Here is a 15,600-nt window from a genome sequence, read left to right on the forward strand (position 1 = left end):
ATGTACAACCCAACCTGCTGTCTAGTGATGCGTTTACCCGACATCTGCGCGCCTTCCCGCGGCAAAAAAATGTCCGGCAGCTTACCTCTGACCGGCCAAGATAGTTGTCACTGACCGGTCAAGATAATTGTCACTAAACAGTTTGAGCTGGCGGCGCGCCTCGGGCTCGCTGTCTCTGGGGTCGACCACGTTGTGTTCACGGAAGTTGACCGTGACCTGCGGCACCTCGCGCCGCAGCGTCTCGCCCGCCAGATCGATCCCCAGCGTGGTCCGCTGCGTGCGCTCCGCCAGCACCAGTGCGGTCACCCGCTCGGCCCCGCGGCCCTCCGACGTCGCCAGGTACTCCTGGAGCGAGCGGTCCCGACTGAACTGGTCCAGCATCGCCGCGGCGGATGCATAGAAGGCACAGAGGGTGGAGTCGGCCGTGAACTCACGCGGCCCGGCCGCCACCGGTGCGGGTATGTTGTCCACCAGCGGGACGATCTGGTCGATGGCATGGATGACGGGCACGCGCAGGCGCTTGCGGTAGCCCGGCAGGAGGCGCAGCCGGGCGTCGGTGCCATCGACGGCGCGCTCGATGGCCGCCTCGATGCGCGACTCGGGGTAGTTGCCGTGGGTCTCCTCACGGCCGCCGAAGATCGACTGGAATAGATTCATCGCTCAGGACTCCAAGGGCAGCAGGTGCGCGCGCGCCTCCGCGGCACTCTCATAGATATAGGGCGCCAGGCCGCGCGCGGCCAGCGCCTCCCCCATCTTGACCTGACGCGGATTCAAGGCCCCCCGGTCGGCGATTCGCTCCACCTGGGCGATGACCAGTCCGCCGGAATTGTGCGCCGCCATGGCGATGGCCAGGACCTCCAGCGTCAGTGCCTCGCGCTCCATGCTGAGGTTGCCATCGGAATCCGCCGTGGTGGCGCGAATGATGCCGACGTTGATCGGCCGTGCCGGATAGAAGAGGTATTCCTGACCGTCCAGCGGCAGCAGCCGCACCAGCTCGACCGTGGTGCGCGCATTGAGCCTGCCGCCGCCGAAACGCGGGTCGGCGAAGCCGTCGGTGGCGATGGTATCGCCGTCGCGGATCAGCCGCACGGCCTCGGCGGCGGTGACGATCTTGCCCTTTGCCGGCAGCCGCGCCGACGCCAGGAGGGGGTGTTGCGCAGACGCGTCAGCCATCGGATCAGCCTCCGGTGTCTCAGGCCATGATATTGACGCCGCCGTCCACATAGACGGTGCTGCCGGTCAGGCGGCGGGCGTAGCGGGTGGCGAGAAAGGCGCAGGTGAAGCCGACATCCATGATGTCCACCAACTCCCCGAGCGGGGCGCGGCTGGCCGCCTCGTTGAGCAGCAGGTCGAAGTCTTTGAGCCCCGAGGCGGCGCGGGTCTTCAGCGGCCCCGGCGAAATGGCATGGACGCGGATACCATTGCGGCCCAATTCATAGGCCAGGTAGCGACAGGCGCTCTCCAGTGCCGCCTTGACCGGTCCCATCACGTTGTAATTCGGGGCCACCTCAGTGGCGCCGTGGTAGGTCATGGCGAACATGGCCCCGCCCTCGGTCATCAGCGGCGCGGCCAACCTGGCCATGCGAATGAACGAGTGACAGGAGATATCCATCGCCTGGGCGAAACCGGCCGCCGAACAATTGAGCAAACCGCCCTGCAAATCGGCCTTGGGGGCGAAGGCGATGGAATGGACCAGGATATCGAGCCGCCCCCACTGCGCGGTAATGGCGGCGAACAGCGCCTCGAGCTCCCCCGGTTGGCTGACATCGAGCGGCATGACGATCGGCGCCTGCAGGGCCTGCGCCAGCGGCTCGACATAGGGCTTGGCCTTCTCGTTGAGATAGGTAATGGCCAGGTCCGCTTCCAACTCACGGAAGGCCTTGGCACAGCCGTAGGCGATGGAGTGTTCGTTGGCGATGCCGACGACCAGCGCCTTCTTGCCCTTGAGCAGCGGAATCTGGGGTTGATTGGCCATAAGGGGGCTCCTCAAGTGGTGGATTGACGGCCAGGCGGCGCCGGTGGGCGGCGATATGAGTCAAGTAAAAGTAAGACGCATCCGTTGTCGTTGTCGTTGTCGTTGTCGTTGTCGTTGTTGTTGTTGTTGTTGTTGTCGTCGTTGTCGGAGAAGCGATGCAATTCGGGGTGCAAGAGAATCCGGGGAACCACGATAAGCTCGATTACGATTACGATTACGACAACGACAACGACAACGAAAATGGCGCCGCGTCACGCATCGGCTACCGACCCCGGTTAGGGCCCGCGGCGCGCCAGCCGGTACACCGTCTCGTGCAGCCAGGTCAGGCCCTGCGCGCGCCAGGCCGAGTTCTCGGCCAGGGCATCGCGAATATACAATATTTCCACGGCGTACGCCGGTTCGTACAGTGCCCGTACCTGCGCCTCGTCGACCGCGAACGGCGGACCCGGGCGCAGCCCCTGATCGTAATCCAGGGTTACCAGCAGCATCTGTATGGGGGGCGGCAGAATGGCGTCGAGTTGGCGGGCGTAGCGCTCACGCATCGGCGGCGGCAGCGCGATCAGCGCGGCGCGATCATAGACGGCGGCGCAATCAGCGACCTGGTGCGGCGCCACGTCGAAGAAATCCCCGCATAAGATGCGAATCTCATCGGCCTCCCAGACCTCGATCGCGCCGCTGCCGCGCCGCGTCGGGTGCAGGCCCTGTTCCTGGAAAAAGGCCTCGACCGCCACCGGGCTCAGTTCCACCCCGGTCACCGGGTGGCCCTCCCCGGCGAGCCACAGCAGGTCGAGGCTCTTGCCGCAGAGCGGGACCAATACCCGCTGACCGGTGGGCAGCGCCAGACGGCTCCAGAACTGCGCCAGCAGGGCGTTGGGATCCTGCTGGTGGAAGCCGATTTCGGCCCGCTCCCAGCGCTCGTGCCAAAACGAAGGTTGCATGGCGGTCACACCTTAACACCTGGTTTCACTCAAGTCCCGCGCACCGGGGGTTACCGGCAAGACGGGTCCGACCGAGGCCGGCGGGCGGGCAGTCCCCGTCCGGCCCGCACCTGGTGCCGACGCGCCACGTTACCACCGGGCGTTGCTGCTTGCGCGGCTCTTCGCGCGATCCAGCCAGCCGGCCGCGCCGGCCCAGCCGCGGAGGCGCTTGTCAGCGACCCGGTGCGGGGCTAGCATCGCCCCCGTTCCTGTTGCCGGTTCTACCCCATGGCCCGAATCATCATCGACCTCCCACCGGAGGTCCTGTTCACGACCCAACTGCCGATCTGCGTTACGCACATCAACAAGGCGCAGCACCTCGACAATGCGGCCCTCATCGGCTTGCTGTCGGAGGCGCGGGTACGCTTCTTTCGCTTCCTCGGTTACGACGAGTTGGACGTGGATGGCGTCGGCATCGTGGTCGCCGATGCCGCCATGCAATATGTGTCGGAGGCCTTTTACGGCGAAATCCTGAGCTTCGAGATGGTCCCCGCCGACTTCAACAAGTACGGGTTCGACCTGCTGTGGCGGGCCGCCGACCAGGCCAGCACCCGCGAAGTGGCCCGGGGCAAGTTGGGCATCCTGTTCTTCGACTACGCGGCCAAGCGGCCCGCCGCCATTCCGGAAGGCTTCCGGACCAGGATCGAGGCGGCGATGCCGCGGGGGTGATATCCGTCGCGGCCGGGGGCCGCAAGGGCGCATGGCCGCAGCTTTACCGTGAAAGTCGCGCAGCGACGCTGTGGGAGCGGCCTCCGGCCGCGATCGGCGGCGCGGCGAACGCAGCGTTTGAACGAGTTTCATCCAGGGCCTCCAAGACCTGTGCGTGTTGACATCAAGCGTCGGCGTGCCGGCGCCCGCAGACCGTACCGATAAGCGTTGTACGCGCCCGCCGACGCACCATGCTGTCTGGTTGCCGCAGCGGGCCAGGTGCGGTAACCAGTTGTGTTGCGCCGTCAGTCGCCGGCCGCGTTCGCCGGCATCAAATCGGGCAACTTGAACGGGTTTGGTTCCTCATTCGGCTTCGTATCCGCCGCCGCTGTCGTATTCTGGACGGCGGTTCCCGGCAGGATCTCGAAGTTCGGCGCGAACCTGACCAGGATACTCGCTAGCTGGTCGAAGGGCTTACGGTCGCCTGCGAACTTCGCCTTGCCGGCCTTGATCAGATCATCGAATGAGCTGGTACCCATCATCACCTGGTTGAGGTCCGCGCGATTGAGGGTGATGGTGAGATTCGGGCTCCTCGCCTGCTCGCCCTTGATGTTAGTGAGCGTCGCGTTGCTCAGTTCGATCAGGTACTTCTCACCGTTATCGGGGGTGATCAGGTTGATGACGAACGCCATGCCCTCGGCCTTCTTTGGGTCGATGCTGATGCCGATGAAGTCGAGCCAGTTCTCGGTCGACATCGCCCGGATCATGTCCGGCCCGGACGACCTGACCGGCGTGCCGCCCGGAAGCCCGTTGCGCAGCTCGTAGGCGCCCTGCAGAAAGATGTTACGCAGTGTCGGGCTTTCTTTCTGGTAGCCGAGTTGCTCGAAGGCGTCCGCCAGCAGGTTCTTCGCCGCCTGGTTGCCCGGTTGCGCGAACACGAGCTTATTCAGGATTTCGGACGCCTCGTTGTACTTGCCCTGAGCATTGAGTTCCTTGCCCTTGGCCAGGATTTTGTCGGCGCCCCCCATCATCTCGACGTAGAGTGGTGCCGAGTCCTTGGCCGACAGTGGTGCGATGTTCACCGGGTTGCCGTCCCAGTAGCCGAGGAAGCGGTTGATGACGCCGCGGCTGTTGTGCTGTTCCGACCCGTGGTAGCTGTGCGCGGGCCATTGCTTCCACAGGCTCGGCGGGAGCTGGTAGACGTTCTGGATCTCGTTGATGGTCACGCCCAGGTTGGCGTAGTGCAGCGACTGGTTGTTGAGGTTGGCGTAGGTGTCGCGTTGCGTGCGCATCACTTCCTGGATGCGGGCATTGCCCCAGCGCGGCCAGCTGTGGGAGGCGAACATCACCTCGGCGTCCTGGCCGAACCGGTAGAGCGCCACGTTGATCTGCTTGGACCAGTTCAGCGCATTGCGCACCGGCGCGCCGCGCGGCGTGTAGATGTTGTGGATGGTGCCCGTGATGTTCTCGGCCGCCCAGAAGGCCTTGAACTGCGGGAACCAGGTGTTCATCTCGACCGGCGCCTCGGTATCGGGCGTGTTCTGGAACACCATCTTCACGCCGTCGATGGTCACTTCCTCGAAGTCCTTCTTGATGATGAGGTTCGGCGCGATCAGCCCGACGTTGCCACTCGCCACGTTCTTGCCGATCGACTGGTCCGCGTGACCGAATGGGTCGCGCGGCAGCAGCACGGCGTATGAGTACTGGGTGCGGCGCGACATGGCGTTGCCGGTGAACACGTTCTCCTCGATCGCCGCCTGCATGAAGCCCTCCGGCGCGATGACCTTGACCTTGCCGCTGACCACGTCGGCCTCATCCACCACGCCGCGCACGCCGCCGAAGTGGTCGACGTGCGAGTGCGAGTAGATGACGCCCAGCACCGGCCGCGCGCCGAGCTTCTCATTGATGAAGGTGAGCGCCGCCCGGGCAGTTTCCTTCGCTGTCAGCGGATCGAAGATGATCCAGCCAGTATCGCCCTTAATGAAGCTGATGTTGGCCAGGTCGAAGCCGCGCACCTGGTAGATCCTGCCCGGCACGACTTCGTACAAACCATAGGCCATGTTCAGCACGGCTTGCCGCTGCAGCGACGGATGGATGCTCTCGAAGTCCTTGCCCTGCAACAGCCACTGGTAGCTGCCCATGTCCCAGGCGACGTTGCCGGCGTCGGCCATGATCGTCAGGAACGGCGGCTCGGCGATGAAGCCCAGCTTGGCCTCGTCGAAGTCACGCTTGTCCTCGAAGGGCAGGGTGGCGGAGATGCCCTTGCGCAATTCGATCGTGTAGGTCGACGGCAGGTTGCCCTTGGCGTCGAAGTGTTTCGCACCCGGGTCCGTTGCCTGCGGCTGCGCCAGTGCCTGGGCAGAGCCCGCGTCGAGGACAAGCGGGCTGCCGAATACGACAGCGGTACCCGCGGCAATCATCACTCTGCGGAAAACTTGGCCGGTCTTCATCTCTATCTCCTGAGTCGAGGTTTTCGTCTGGGAACAAGGCGGGCTCGGAGCGGGAAAATGCGGCGAGGTCACAGTAGGGCGCGCATCAGAACCGCGCCGTCAAGCCAGGCAAGGGACCGCTGAAGTCGGTCTCGACGTCGCGTCCTTCGATTTTCTTTTCGATCGAGACGTAGCGCCAACCGCCCTCGACCGGCCAACGTTCGTTGAACTTTCGGACAAGCCGTTGTTGCGCTGAGTCATTTCCATCGTTCTTATGGTCGCAGGTACCATCCGACAATCAAACCACCAGGGCGTGGCGCGGCCAAGGATCGATCCGCTGCCGACGAAAGTCAAATGCATGGTTCGTGCCTCTCTGATCCTTTAATGCATCATGATCAAGTTCCAACAGTTGGCCCATGCCCTGGCGCTCTCGCGTTACGGGACCTTTCACCGCGCCGCCAAGGCACAACACCTGTCCCAGCGCGAGATCGAGTTGTTGCAAGGGCTTGAGACGCGACACTTTGCCGTCGCCGTGGGGGCCTACGCGGGGGAACTGTCCGCCAACCGCGCGGTGGCTGACCTCATCGCGCGCGCTCCCGATTTGCGCGTCAAGGTTGAACTGAGCACTTGGCATCGATCCTGGTCCCGCCCCGCGCGACTGGCCTGGTTCCGGGCCGGAGTGTGCTGGACGCGGACACCGGCGACTTGATCCCGAAGTTCCCGTCCGGTTGGCAGTGTCGTCGATTGATCTGGCTATTATTTTCTGAACAGCGCCGCTGAACGCCTCGTCCTCTTGGATTCCCGGCTTGCGTTGGCGCCCAAACCACCGAGGTCGTGCGTGCGCCATCGCACGGTATACGCTGTCTTGCTGGGGTAGTATGCTGACGGGAGAGTGGCGCCGCGGCCAGGACGCCGCCGCACCATGGTTGCGCCCACCGGTCGATCGAGGCGCCCTGCCCCAACGGTAAGTGTGCGACCCGCCCCCATCGAGCTTGGTCCCGCCCGGGGCGAGCGATGCGGGTCGGCCCGGCACCGACGATCGCGGCCCCGTGCGGCGCGAGCGCAAGTACGCTAATGCTGTCAATGAGGTTATCAAACCCATGTCTGCTGCGGACAACATCTACAATCGGGACCTCCTTCAGGTCGCTGCCAACTACGAGCCCCTGAGCCCCTTGACGTTTCTTGAACGTGCGGCAACCGTCTTTCCGGACAAGCTTGCGGTCATACACGGCGAGGTCCGGCGCACCTGGAGCGAGACCTATGCGCGGTGCCGCCGCCTGGCCAGTGCGCTCAGTAAGCGCGGCATCGGCTTGGGCGATACGGTCGCAGTCATGTGCCCGAACCTGCCCGAGCATTTCGAGGCGCACTTCGGCGTGCCGATGGTGGGGGCCGTGCTCAACTCCATCAATACCCGGCTTGATGCCCGGGCCGTGGCCTTCATCATGCAGCACTCCGAGGCCAAGGTGCTGATCACCGAACGCGAGATGTCGCCGATCGTCAGTGTAGCGCTGGCGCGGATGGAGGTGCGTCCGCTGGTCATCGATATCGACGACCCCTCGTTCGAGGGCGGCGAATTGTTGGGCGAGATGACCTACGAGGCATTCCTCGCCAACGCCGATCCCAACTTCGCCTGGCAAGGCCCCGCCGACGAATGGAACGCGATCAGCCTCAACTATACCTCGGGCACCACCGGCGATCCCAAGGGTGTGGTCTATCACCATCGCGGCGCCTACCTTAACGCGGTCAGCAACGCCCTGTCCTGGAGCATGCCGAACCACGCGATCTATTTGTGGACACTGCCGATGTTCCACTGTAACGGCTGGTGTTTCCCCTGGACGATCGCCGCGGTCGCCGGGGTGAACGTGTGTCTGCGTCAGGTACGGGCCCCCGCCATCCTGGATATGATCAGGAAGGAACGGGTCGATCACCTCTGCGGCGCACCCATTGTGCTCAGCATGATCACGAATGCCCCGGCGCCGCTGAAGGAGGGCATCGACCACCAGGTGCGGATCATGACCGCCGGTGCACCGCCGCCCGCCGCCGTGATTCAGGGCATGGAGGAGATGGGCTTCGACGTCACCCATGTCTACGGCCTGACTGAGACCTACGGCCCCTGCGTCGTGTGCGCCTGGAACCATGACTGGGATGACAAGCCCATCGAGGAGCGGAGCCGGATGAAGTCGCGCCAGGGCGTGCGGGTGCCGATGCAGGAGGGTCTGATGGTTGCCAACCCGGTGACGCTGGTCCCGGTGCAGCAGGACGGCGAGAGCATGGGCGAGATCTTCATGCGCGGCAATATCGTCATGAAGGGCTATCTGAAGAATCCGAAGACCACCGAGGCGGCCTTCGACGGCGGCTGGTTCCGCTCCGGCGATCTCGCGGTCTGGCACCCCGACGGCTATATCGAGATCAAGGACCGCTCCAAGGACATCATCATTTCCGGCGGTGAGAATATCTCCAGCATCGAGGTGGAGAATACGCTGTTTGAGCATCCGCTGATCCAGGACGCCGCGGTCGTCGCCAAGCGCGACGCCAAGTGGGGTGAAATACCCTGCGCCTTCATCACGCTGAAACCTGGTGCGGAAATGACCGAGCAGGAGGTCATTGCGTATTGCCGCGAGCGTCTGGCCCACTTCAAGGTGCCGCGGGTCGTCGTGTTTCAGACCTTGCCGCGGACCTCGACCGGCAAGCTCCAGAAATATCTCTTGCGTCAGCTCGCGAACCCGGAGGTTTGAGAATGAAGGTGCTGGTAGCCGTCAAGCGCGTCATTGACTACAACGTCAAGGTGCGGGTCCGGGCCGACAACAGTAATGTCGATCTCGCGAATGTCAAAATGTCCATCAATCCCTTCTGCGAGATCGCCGTCGAGGAGTCGGTGCGGCTGAAGGAGAGCGGGGCCGCCACCGAGGTCGTGGTAGTCTCCATCGGCCCCAAGGCGGTGCAGGAGCAGATCCGCTCCGCCTTGGCCGCGGGCGCGGATCGCGGCATCTGGGTCGAGACGGACGATACCGAGTTGAGCGGTCTGGCCGTCGCGCGTCTGCTGGCACAGGTGGTGCGCGACGAGCAGCCGGGGCTGGTGCTGCTGGGTAAGCAGGCGATCGACACGGACAACAACCAGACCGGCCAGATGCTGGCCGCACTCCTCGACTGGCCCCAGGCCACCTTTGCCTCGAAGCTCGAGGTCAAGGGGGCCGAGGTCGAGGTGACGCGCGAGATCGACGGCGGGCTTCAAACGCTCGCGTTGACGCTGCCCGCGGTCGTCACCGCGGACCTGCGCCTGAATACGCCGCGTTATATCAAGCTCCCCGACATCATGAAGGCCAAGCGTAAGCCGCTGGCGACGACCAGTCCCGCGGCACTCGCGGTCGGTCCCGGCACCGGTGTCAAGCTCCTGGGGGTGACGCCCCCGACGGAGCGCCGCGGCGGTATCAAGGTCGAGTCGGTGGCGGCGCTGGTCGATTGCCTGAAAAATCAGGCCCAGGTGTTATAGGGGAGCAGGCCATGAGTATTCTCGTTATCGCTGAGCACGACCATCACCAACTGAAGTCCGCCACCCTGCACACCCTGGCGGCGGCGACGCAAATCGGCGGCGACCTCGATGTACTGGTCGCCGGCAGCGGCTGCCAGGCCGTGGCCGACGCCGTTGCCGCCATCCCCGGGGTGCGGACCGTCCTGCTGGCGGACGCCCCGGCCTATGCGCACCAGTTGGCGGAGAATATCGCCCGCCTGGTCGTGGCCCTGGCCCCGGGACACCGCCATATCCTGGCCCCCGCCACCACCACCGGCAAGGACTTCATGCCGCGGGTGGCGGCGCTCCTGGGGGTGAACCAGGTATCGGACATCACCGCGGTGGTCGGCCCCGACAGCTTCCGGCGCCCCATCTACGCCGGCAATGCCATCGCCACCGTGCAGGTCGAGGACCCGGTCATCGTGGCGACGGTGCGCGCCACCGCCTTCCCCGCCGTGGCGACGACCGGCGGCAGCGCCGCGATCACCCCAGTGCCGGAGGTATTCGAGGCGGTGAGAACGCGCTTCGTCAGTGAATCGCTGGTCGAGTCCGATCGGCCGGAACTCACCTCGGCGCGTATCGTCGTATCCGGCGGTCGCGGGGTCGGTTCGGCGGAGAATTTCGCGCTTCTCTATCGCCTGGCCGACAAGCTCGGGGCGGCGGTGGGCGCGACCCGGGCGGCGGTCGACGCGGGCTATGTACCCAACGATCTGCAGGTGGGACAGACCGGCAAGGTCGTGGCCCCCGACCTCTATATCGCCGTGGGGATCTCCGGGGCCATCCAGCATCTTGCCGGCATGAAGGAGTCCAAGGTCATCGCCGCCATCAACAGCGATGCCGAGGCCCCGATCTTCCAGGTGGCGGATTATGGGCTGGTCGCGGATCTCTTTACCGCCTTGCCCGAATTGATTGACAGTATTTGAGCAGGAATCAGAGCATGAGCTATTTGCACCCCTATCAGGACGTCGCTTTCGTCTTGCGCAAAGTGGTCGATTTCGATGGCCTCTGCGCGGCGGCGGGCCATGACGAGATCAATGCGGATCTGGCGGCGACCATCCTCTCGGAGGCCGGCCGGCTGGGCAGCGAGGTGCTGGCCCCGCTCAACCGGGTGGGCGACCGCGAGGGCGCCAGGATGGGCGCCCAGGGCGTGGAGGAAAGCCCCGGATTCAAGGACGCCTATCGCCAGTTCGCCGATGCCGGTTGGCTGTCGCTGACGGTCGCGGAGGATTTCGGGGGCCAGGACCTGCCCAATTGTTTGGGTACCGCGGTAAACGAGATCTGGCACTCCGCCAATATGGCCTTCGCCCTGTGCCCCATGCTCAGCCAGGGTGCGATGGAGGCCATCGGCCACCATGCCGACGATGCGCTCAAGGCGCTGTATCTGCCCAAGCTGGCGGCCGGCGAATGGACCGGCACCATGAATATCACGGAGGCCGACGCGGGCTCCGATCTTGCCGCCATCAAGACCAAGGCCAGGCCCGCGGGCGATCACTACCTGATCACCGGGCAGAAGCTGTACATCACCTGGGGCGACCACGGGATGACCGATAACATCGTGCACCTGGTGCTGGCCAGGCTGCCCGATGCACCCCCCGGCGTGAAGGGCATTTCACTCTTCATCGTGCCCAAGTTCCTGCTCGATGCCAAGGGCGAGCCGGGCGAGCGCAACGCGGTCAACTGCCTGTCGCTGGAGCACAAGCTCGGTATCCACGCGAGCCCGACCTGCCTGATGGACTTCACCGATGCCGTCGGCTTCCTGGTGGGTGAACCCAACAATGGCCTGGCGTACATGTTCACGATGATGAACCACGCCCGGCAGTCGGTCGGTCTGCAGGGGTTGGCCATCTCCGAGCGCGCCTATCAGGAGGCCCTGCAATACGCCAAGGACCGGCTGCAGGGGACGCGGCGCGACGGCTCACGCATCCCCATCATCGAATTCCCCGACGTGCGCCGCATGTTGATGACGATGAAGAGCTGCATCGAGGCGATGCGCGTGCTCGCATTGGTCGCGGCGGCCGAGGCCGACCGGGCGCGGTATGCGACCGATCCGGCCGTCGCCGCCCGCCACTTTGCCCGGCTCGAGGTCTATACCCCGATCGTCAAGGGCTGGTTGACGGAGCTGGCGCAGGAATTGACCTCGCTCGGCATCCAGATCGATGGCGGCATGGGCTATGTGGAGGAGGCGGGCGCGGCCCAGCACTACCGCGACGCCCGCATCCTGCCCATCTACGAGGGCACCACCGGCATCCAGGCCCTGGATTTCGTCGGCCGCAAGATGCTGGCCAATAAGGGCGAGACCCTGCTTGCCCTGCTCACTGAGATGGAACAGACCGCGGCCGAATTGCGCTCCACGCCCTATCGCTACGGCAGCGTGGTGAAGGCGTTCGAGGCGGCGGTCGCGGCCGGCACCAGGGCGCGCCAGTCGCTGCTGGATGGTGCGGCGGCCGATCGCCATCTCGCCGGCAGTGCCAGCGTCAATTTCCTGATGCTGTTCGGGTACCTCTGCGGGGGCTGGCTCATGGTGAAGAGCGCCCAGCAGGCGCAGTTGATGCTCAATGCCGGCGAGGGCGACCCGCAACTGCTCAGCGCCAAGCTGACGACCACGCGGTTCTTCTGCGAGCACCTGTTGCCGCGTACCGGGGCCTGTCTGGCCTCGGTGCTGGCCGGCAGTGAAAGCACCATGGCCCTGACGGCCGAGCAACTCTAAGGCGGCAGTCATGAGCGAACGCGAATCAATGCAGTTCGATGTCGTCATCGTCGGCGCCGGGCCGGCCGGGCTGGCCTGTGCCTGTCGGTTGGCGCAGTTGGCCCAGGAGCAGGGCCGTGAACCCAGCGTCTGCGTGGTGGAAAAGGGCTCCGAGGTGGGTGCGCACATCCTCTCCGGCGCCATCATCGAGAGCCGCGCGCTCGACGAGTTGTTTCCCGATTGGCAGCAGCGCGGCGCCCCGCTCAGCACCCGCGTGACCCGGGAGGAGATGCACCTGCTGCGCAGCGCCGGCAGCGCCTGGAAGGTCCCCCATGCGCTGTTGCCGCGCGCCATGCACAATCACGACGGCTACATCGTCAGCGTCGGCAATCTCTGCCGCTGGCTGGCGACCCAGGCCGAGGCCCTGGGGGTCGAGATCTTCCCGGGTTTCGCCGCCGCGCAGGTGCTGTTCGGGGAGCAGGGCGAGGTCAAGGGCATTGCCACCGGGGATATGGGTATCGCGGCGGACGGCTCCCACAAGGACAGCTTCACGCCCGGTATGGACTTGCTGGCCCGCTATACGGTGTTCGCCGAGGGTTGCCGTGGTCAACTGGGCAAGACCCTGTATGCCCGCTTTGGACTGGATGCGCAGGCCGACACCCAGCATTACGGTATCGGTCTGAAGGAACTCTGGGATGTACCCCCACCGCGGCATGTGGAAGGCCTGGTGGTTCACGGGACCGGCTGGCCCTTGGCGGGCGACACCGGCGGTGGCTTTTTTCTCTATCACCTGGAGAACCATCAGATCGCGGTCGGATTGGTCGTCGATCTCAACTACCGCAACCCCTGGATCAGCCCTTACGACGACTTCCAGCGCATGAAGCATCACCCGCTGCTCGCGCAGTATCTGCAGGGCGGCAAGCGTGTCGCCTATGGTGCGCGGGCGCTGACCAAGGGTGGATTCAATGCCCTTCCGACCATGCATTTTCCCGGCGGCTTCCTGGTGGGCTGCAATGCCGGCACCCTCAATTCAGCCAAGCTCAAGGGCGTCCATACGGGGATGAAGAGCGGGATGCTGGCCGCCGAGGAGATCGCCGCGGCGCTCGGCCAAGGCGACCAGGGCGGCCAGGATCTCAGCGGATTCGCCGAGCGTTTCCGCGCGTCCTGGGTCTACGATGAGCTGCAAAGCAGCCGCACCTTCGCCCCGGCGCTGCACAAACTCGGCCCCCTGCTCGGCGGCGCCCTCTTCGCCCTGGACCAGACGGTGTTTCGCGGCAGGCTGCCGATCGCCCTGCACGACAAGACCCCGGACTGTGCCCGGCTGCGCCCGGCACGCGAGTGCGAGCCCATCGCCTACCCCAAACCGGATGGGGTGTTGAGCTTCGATAAGCTCTCCTCCGTGTTCCTCTCCAACACCAGCCACGAGGAGGACCAGCCCTGTCACCTGCACCTGGCCGATCCATCGCTCCCGCTCGGCCGCAACCTGGCGGAATACGCGGAGCCGGCCCAGCGCTATTGCCCGGCGGGCGTCTATGAGATCGTCGGCGAGGGCAGCGCGCAGCGCTTCCAGATCAACGCCGCCAATTGCGTACACTGCAAGACCTGCGATATCAAGGACCCGGCGCAGAACATCACCTGGGTCGCGCCGGAAGGCGGCGGCGGCCCCAATTATCCGAATATGTAGGGAGATCGAGAAGAATGTCACGCGAAATCAAGGTGGGCGACAGTGCCACCCTCAAACGTGCCTTCACGGAAGCCGACGTGCAGGACTTTGCCGATCTGGTGGACGACCACAATCGTATCCACCTGGATGCGGAATACGCGGCCGGCACTCCGTTCAAACAGCGCATCGTGCACGGGATGCTGGTCGGCAGCCTGTTCTCGGCCCTGCTGGGTGAACGGCTGCCGGGCCATGGGGCCATCTACCTGGGGCAAAACCTGAAATTCAAGTCGCCGGTGTATCTCGATATGGAGGTCATTGCCAAGGTCGAGGTGACGGCGATCCGCCAGGACAAGGGCATCGTCACCATGGCGACGACCTGCGAAGACAATCAGGGCAAGACCCTGGTCACCGGCGAGGCGGTCCTGTCCGTGCCCTGGCTGCGGACGCCGGTCGCTGGGGCCTGATTCCAGAAGAAGCAGTCATCCACAGATGAACACAGATTATCACAGATAATTCATTGACTTACGATTGGCAGGGGACTCATCTTGCCAGCGATTGCGACACGACCGACAAACGCATGATCATCCGCAGAGAAATCTGTGTTCATCTGTGTCCATCTGTGGATTTTTAGGTTGAACTGGGCGGCGTCTCGCGCCGCCCTACAATCCTCGCATCCAGGCCGCCCGCAATGACACCGCGTCCGGCCTCTCGATCGCCGTCCTGACCTGCGCCAGCAGCCGTGCCTTATCGACGCCGAGCGTGCCCTTGAGCACCAGCCAATTCGATGCGTGGTCGGAGCGAAAGATGGTCCGGCGCAACTCCAGGGCCGACAGAAAGCGTTCCATTTCGCGGAACAGGCTCGTCTGCGACAGTGCCTGCCAGTCGGGCCAAGCCGCGAGATAACGGGCCCCGCCGTCGTTCAGCGTGAGCACCAGCGTGGACAGGTATTCGGGTTGAGCGGCATTGATCAGGCGCGCGGAGTTCTCGGCGTGCTGCACGGTGAGTGATTCGCCGCCCAGACCATTGATGATCATCACCGAGCGCCGGATGCCGGCCGCACCCAGTTTGTCGAGCGCAGCGCGCGTCGATTCAAAGTCCTCGCCCTTGTGCACCCGCGCGAGCACCGCGTCGTCTCCCGACTCGGCCCCGAGGTAGACAAGCGTCAGGCCCGCATCACAAAGCTCAGTCAGCTCACTGACGCTTTTCCTTTTCAGATTACGCGCCAGGCAATAGCTGGAGACGCGATGCACGCCCGGCAACTGGGTGCGGATCGCCTCCAGATAGGCCAGCAGGCGCCGCGTCGGCAACACCAGTGCATCGCCGTCGGCCAGGAACACCCGCCGCGCCTGATCGCCGCCGGACTCGCCGGTACGGCGGATACTGTCGAGCACCTCGCCCTCATCCCGGGCACGAAAGCGCTTCTGCGGCGCGGTATACATCTCGCAGAAGGTGCACTTGTTCCACGAACAGCCGTCGGTGACCGGCAGGATCAGCGAATCGGCCTCGCTCGGCGGTCGGAAGACCGGCTCGACATAGCGGATGGGTGAAGACTGGCTCAAGGCGCTGCCCCTTTTCTCGTGTGTTCAACGTTCCGGAGTCATTAGGGAATGCTTGTCCCGTCGTTGTCGTTGTCGTTGTCGTTGTCGTTGTCGTTGTCGTTGTCGTTGTCGTTGTCGAGCCTATCGTAGCACCCGGGATTCTCTAGCACGCCAAA

General features: G+C 64.6%; 15 protein-coding genes. 8 read left to right on the top strand and 7 right to left on the bottom strand.

The features are described from left to right. Positions 1 to 81: 81 nt before the first annotated feature. The 5 genes from QZY48_RS27660 to QZY48_RS27680 all read right to left on the bottom strand — a co-directional run bounded on the left by QZY48_RS27660 (position 82) and on the right by QZY48_RS27680 (position 2,913). Complete coding sequence (locus QZY48_RS27660) at positions 82 to 657, bottom strand: hypothetical protein (protein WP_295436836.1); 576 nt, start codon at positions 655 to 657, stop codon at positions 82 to 84. Positions 658 to 660: 3 nt separating this feature from the next. Continuing rightward, complete coding sequence (locus tag QZY48_RS27665; protein WP_295436837.1) at positions 661 to 1,173, bottom strand: CoA-transferase; 513 nt, start codon at positions 1,171 to 1,173, stop codon at positions 661 to 663. A 19-nt stretch (positions 1,174 to 1,192) separates the two neighbouring features. Beyond that, a complete protein-coding gene (gene fabI, locus QZY48_RS27670) occupies positions 1,193 to 1,975 on the bottom strand; it encodes an enoyl-ACP reductase FabI (RefSeq protein WP_295436839.1) in 783 nt (260 codons plus the stop codon). Between the two features lie 11 nt (positions 1,976 to 1,986). Beyond that, positions 1,987 to 2,166, bottom strand: a complete 180-nt coding sequence (locus tag QZY48_RS27675) for a hypothetical protein (RefSeq protein ID WP_295436841.1) — start codon at positions 2,164 to 2,166, stop codon at positions 1,987 to 1,989. A gap of 84 nt (positions 2,167 to 2,250) precedes the next feature. Then, a complete protein-coding gene (locus tag QZY48_RS27680; RefSeq protein WP_295436842.1) occupies positions 2,251 to 2,913 on the bottom strand; it encodes a thiopurine S-methyltransferase in 663 nt (220 codons plus the stop codon). Positions 2,914 to 3,180: 267 nt separating this feature from the next. Between QZY48_RS27680 and QZY48_RS27685 the strand changes: the two genes are divergently transcribed. After that, on the top strand, positions 3,181 to 3,621 hold the full coding sequence (locus QZY48_RS27685; RefSeq protein ID WP_295436843.1) for a thioesterase family protein: 441 nt from the start codon (positions 3,181 to 3,183) through the stop codon (positions 3,619 to 3,621). 284 nt (positions 3,622 to 3,905) lie between these two features. Here QZY48_RS27685 and QZY48_RS27690 read toward each other — a convergent pair whose 3' ends face one another. Beyond that, positions 3,906 to 6,050, bottom strand: a complete 2,145-nt coding sequence (locus QZY48_RS27690; RefSeq protein WP_295436844.1) for an alkyl sulfatase dimerization domain-containing protein — start codon at positions 6,048 to 6,050, stop codon at positions 3,906 to 3,908. A gap of 370 nt (positions 6,051 to 6,420) precedes the next feature. Between QZY48_RS27690 and QZY48_RS27695 the strand changes: the two genes are divergently transcribed. The 7 genes from QZY48_RS27695 to QZY48_RS27725 all read left to right on the top strand — a co-directional run bounded on the left by QZY48_RS27695 (position 6,421) and on the right by QZY48_RS27725 (position 14,350). Continuing rightward, on the top strand, positions 6,421 to 6,738 hold the full coding sequence (locus QZY48_RS27695) for a hypothetical protein (protein WP_295436845.1): 318 nt from the start codon (positions 6,421 to 6,423) through the stop codon (positions 6,736 to 6,738). Between the two features lie 391 nt (positions 6,739 to 7,129). After that, positions 7,130 to 8,764 carry an acyl-CoA synthetase gene (locus tag QZY48_RS27700; RefSeq protein WP_295436846.1) on the top strand — a complete coding sequence of 545 codons (1,635 nt, stop codon included), beginning with the start codon at positions 7,130 to 7,132 and terminating at the stop codon, positions 8,762 to 8,764. Between the two features lie 2 nt (positions 8,765 to 8,766). Continuing rightward, complete coding sequence (locus tag QZY48_RS27705; protein ID WP_295436849.1) at positions 8,767 to 9,519, top strand: electron transfer flavoprotein subunit beta/FixA family protein; 753 nt, start codon at positions 8,767 to 8,769, stop codon at positions 9,517 to 9,519. Between the two features lie 11 nt (positions 9,520 to 9,530). Next, the gene (locus QZY48_RS27710; protein WP_295436850.1) at positions 9,531 to 10,460 is read left to right on the top strand and encodes an FAD-binding protein; all 930 of its coding nucleotides are present in this window, start codon (positions 9,531 to 9,533) and stop codon (positions 10,458 to 10,460) included. Between the two features lie 14 nt (positions 10,461 to 10,474). Further along, positions 10,475 to 12,244 (top strand): acyl-CoA dehydrogenase, encoded by a 1,770-nt coding sequence (locus tag QZY48_RS27715; protein WP_295436852.1) that lies wholly within the window; start codon positions 10,475 to 10,477, stop codon positions 12,242 to 12,244. Positions 12,245 to 12,254: 10 nt separating this feature from the next. Beyond that, positions 12,255 to 13,907: an electron transfer flavoprotein-ubiquinone oxidoreductase gene (locus QZY48_RS27720; protein WP_295436854.1), complete on the top strand. Its 1,653-nt coding sequence runs from the start codon at positions 12,255 to 12,257 to the stop codon at positions 13,905 to 13,907. A gap of 14 nt (positions 13,908 to 13,921) precedes the next feature. After that, the gene (locus tag QZY48_RS27725) at positions 13,922 to 14,350 is read left to right on the top strand and encodes a MaoC family dehydratase (RefSeq protein WP_295436856.1); all 429 of its coding nucleotides are present in this window, start codon (positions 13,922 to 13,924) and stop codon (positions 14,348 to 14,350) included. Between the two features lie 195 nt (positions 14,351 to 14,545). Here the strand turns inward: QZY48_RS27725 and QZY48_RS27730 are convergent, their stop codons facing one another. Beyond that, a complete protein-coding gene (locus QZY48_RS27730) occupies positions 14,546 to 15,445 on the bottom strand; it encodes a radical SAM protein (RefSeq protein WP_295436858.1) in 900 nt (299 codons plus the stop codon). Positions 15,446 to 15,600 lie beyond the last annotated feature (155 nt).

The organism is uncultured Thiodictyon sp. (assembly GCF_903828115.1).
In the GTDB taxonomy this organism is placed as follows: domain Bacteria; phylum Pseudomonadota; class Gammaproteobacteria; order Chromatiales; family Chromatiaceae; genus Thiodictyon.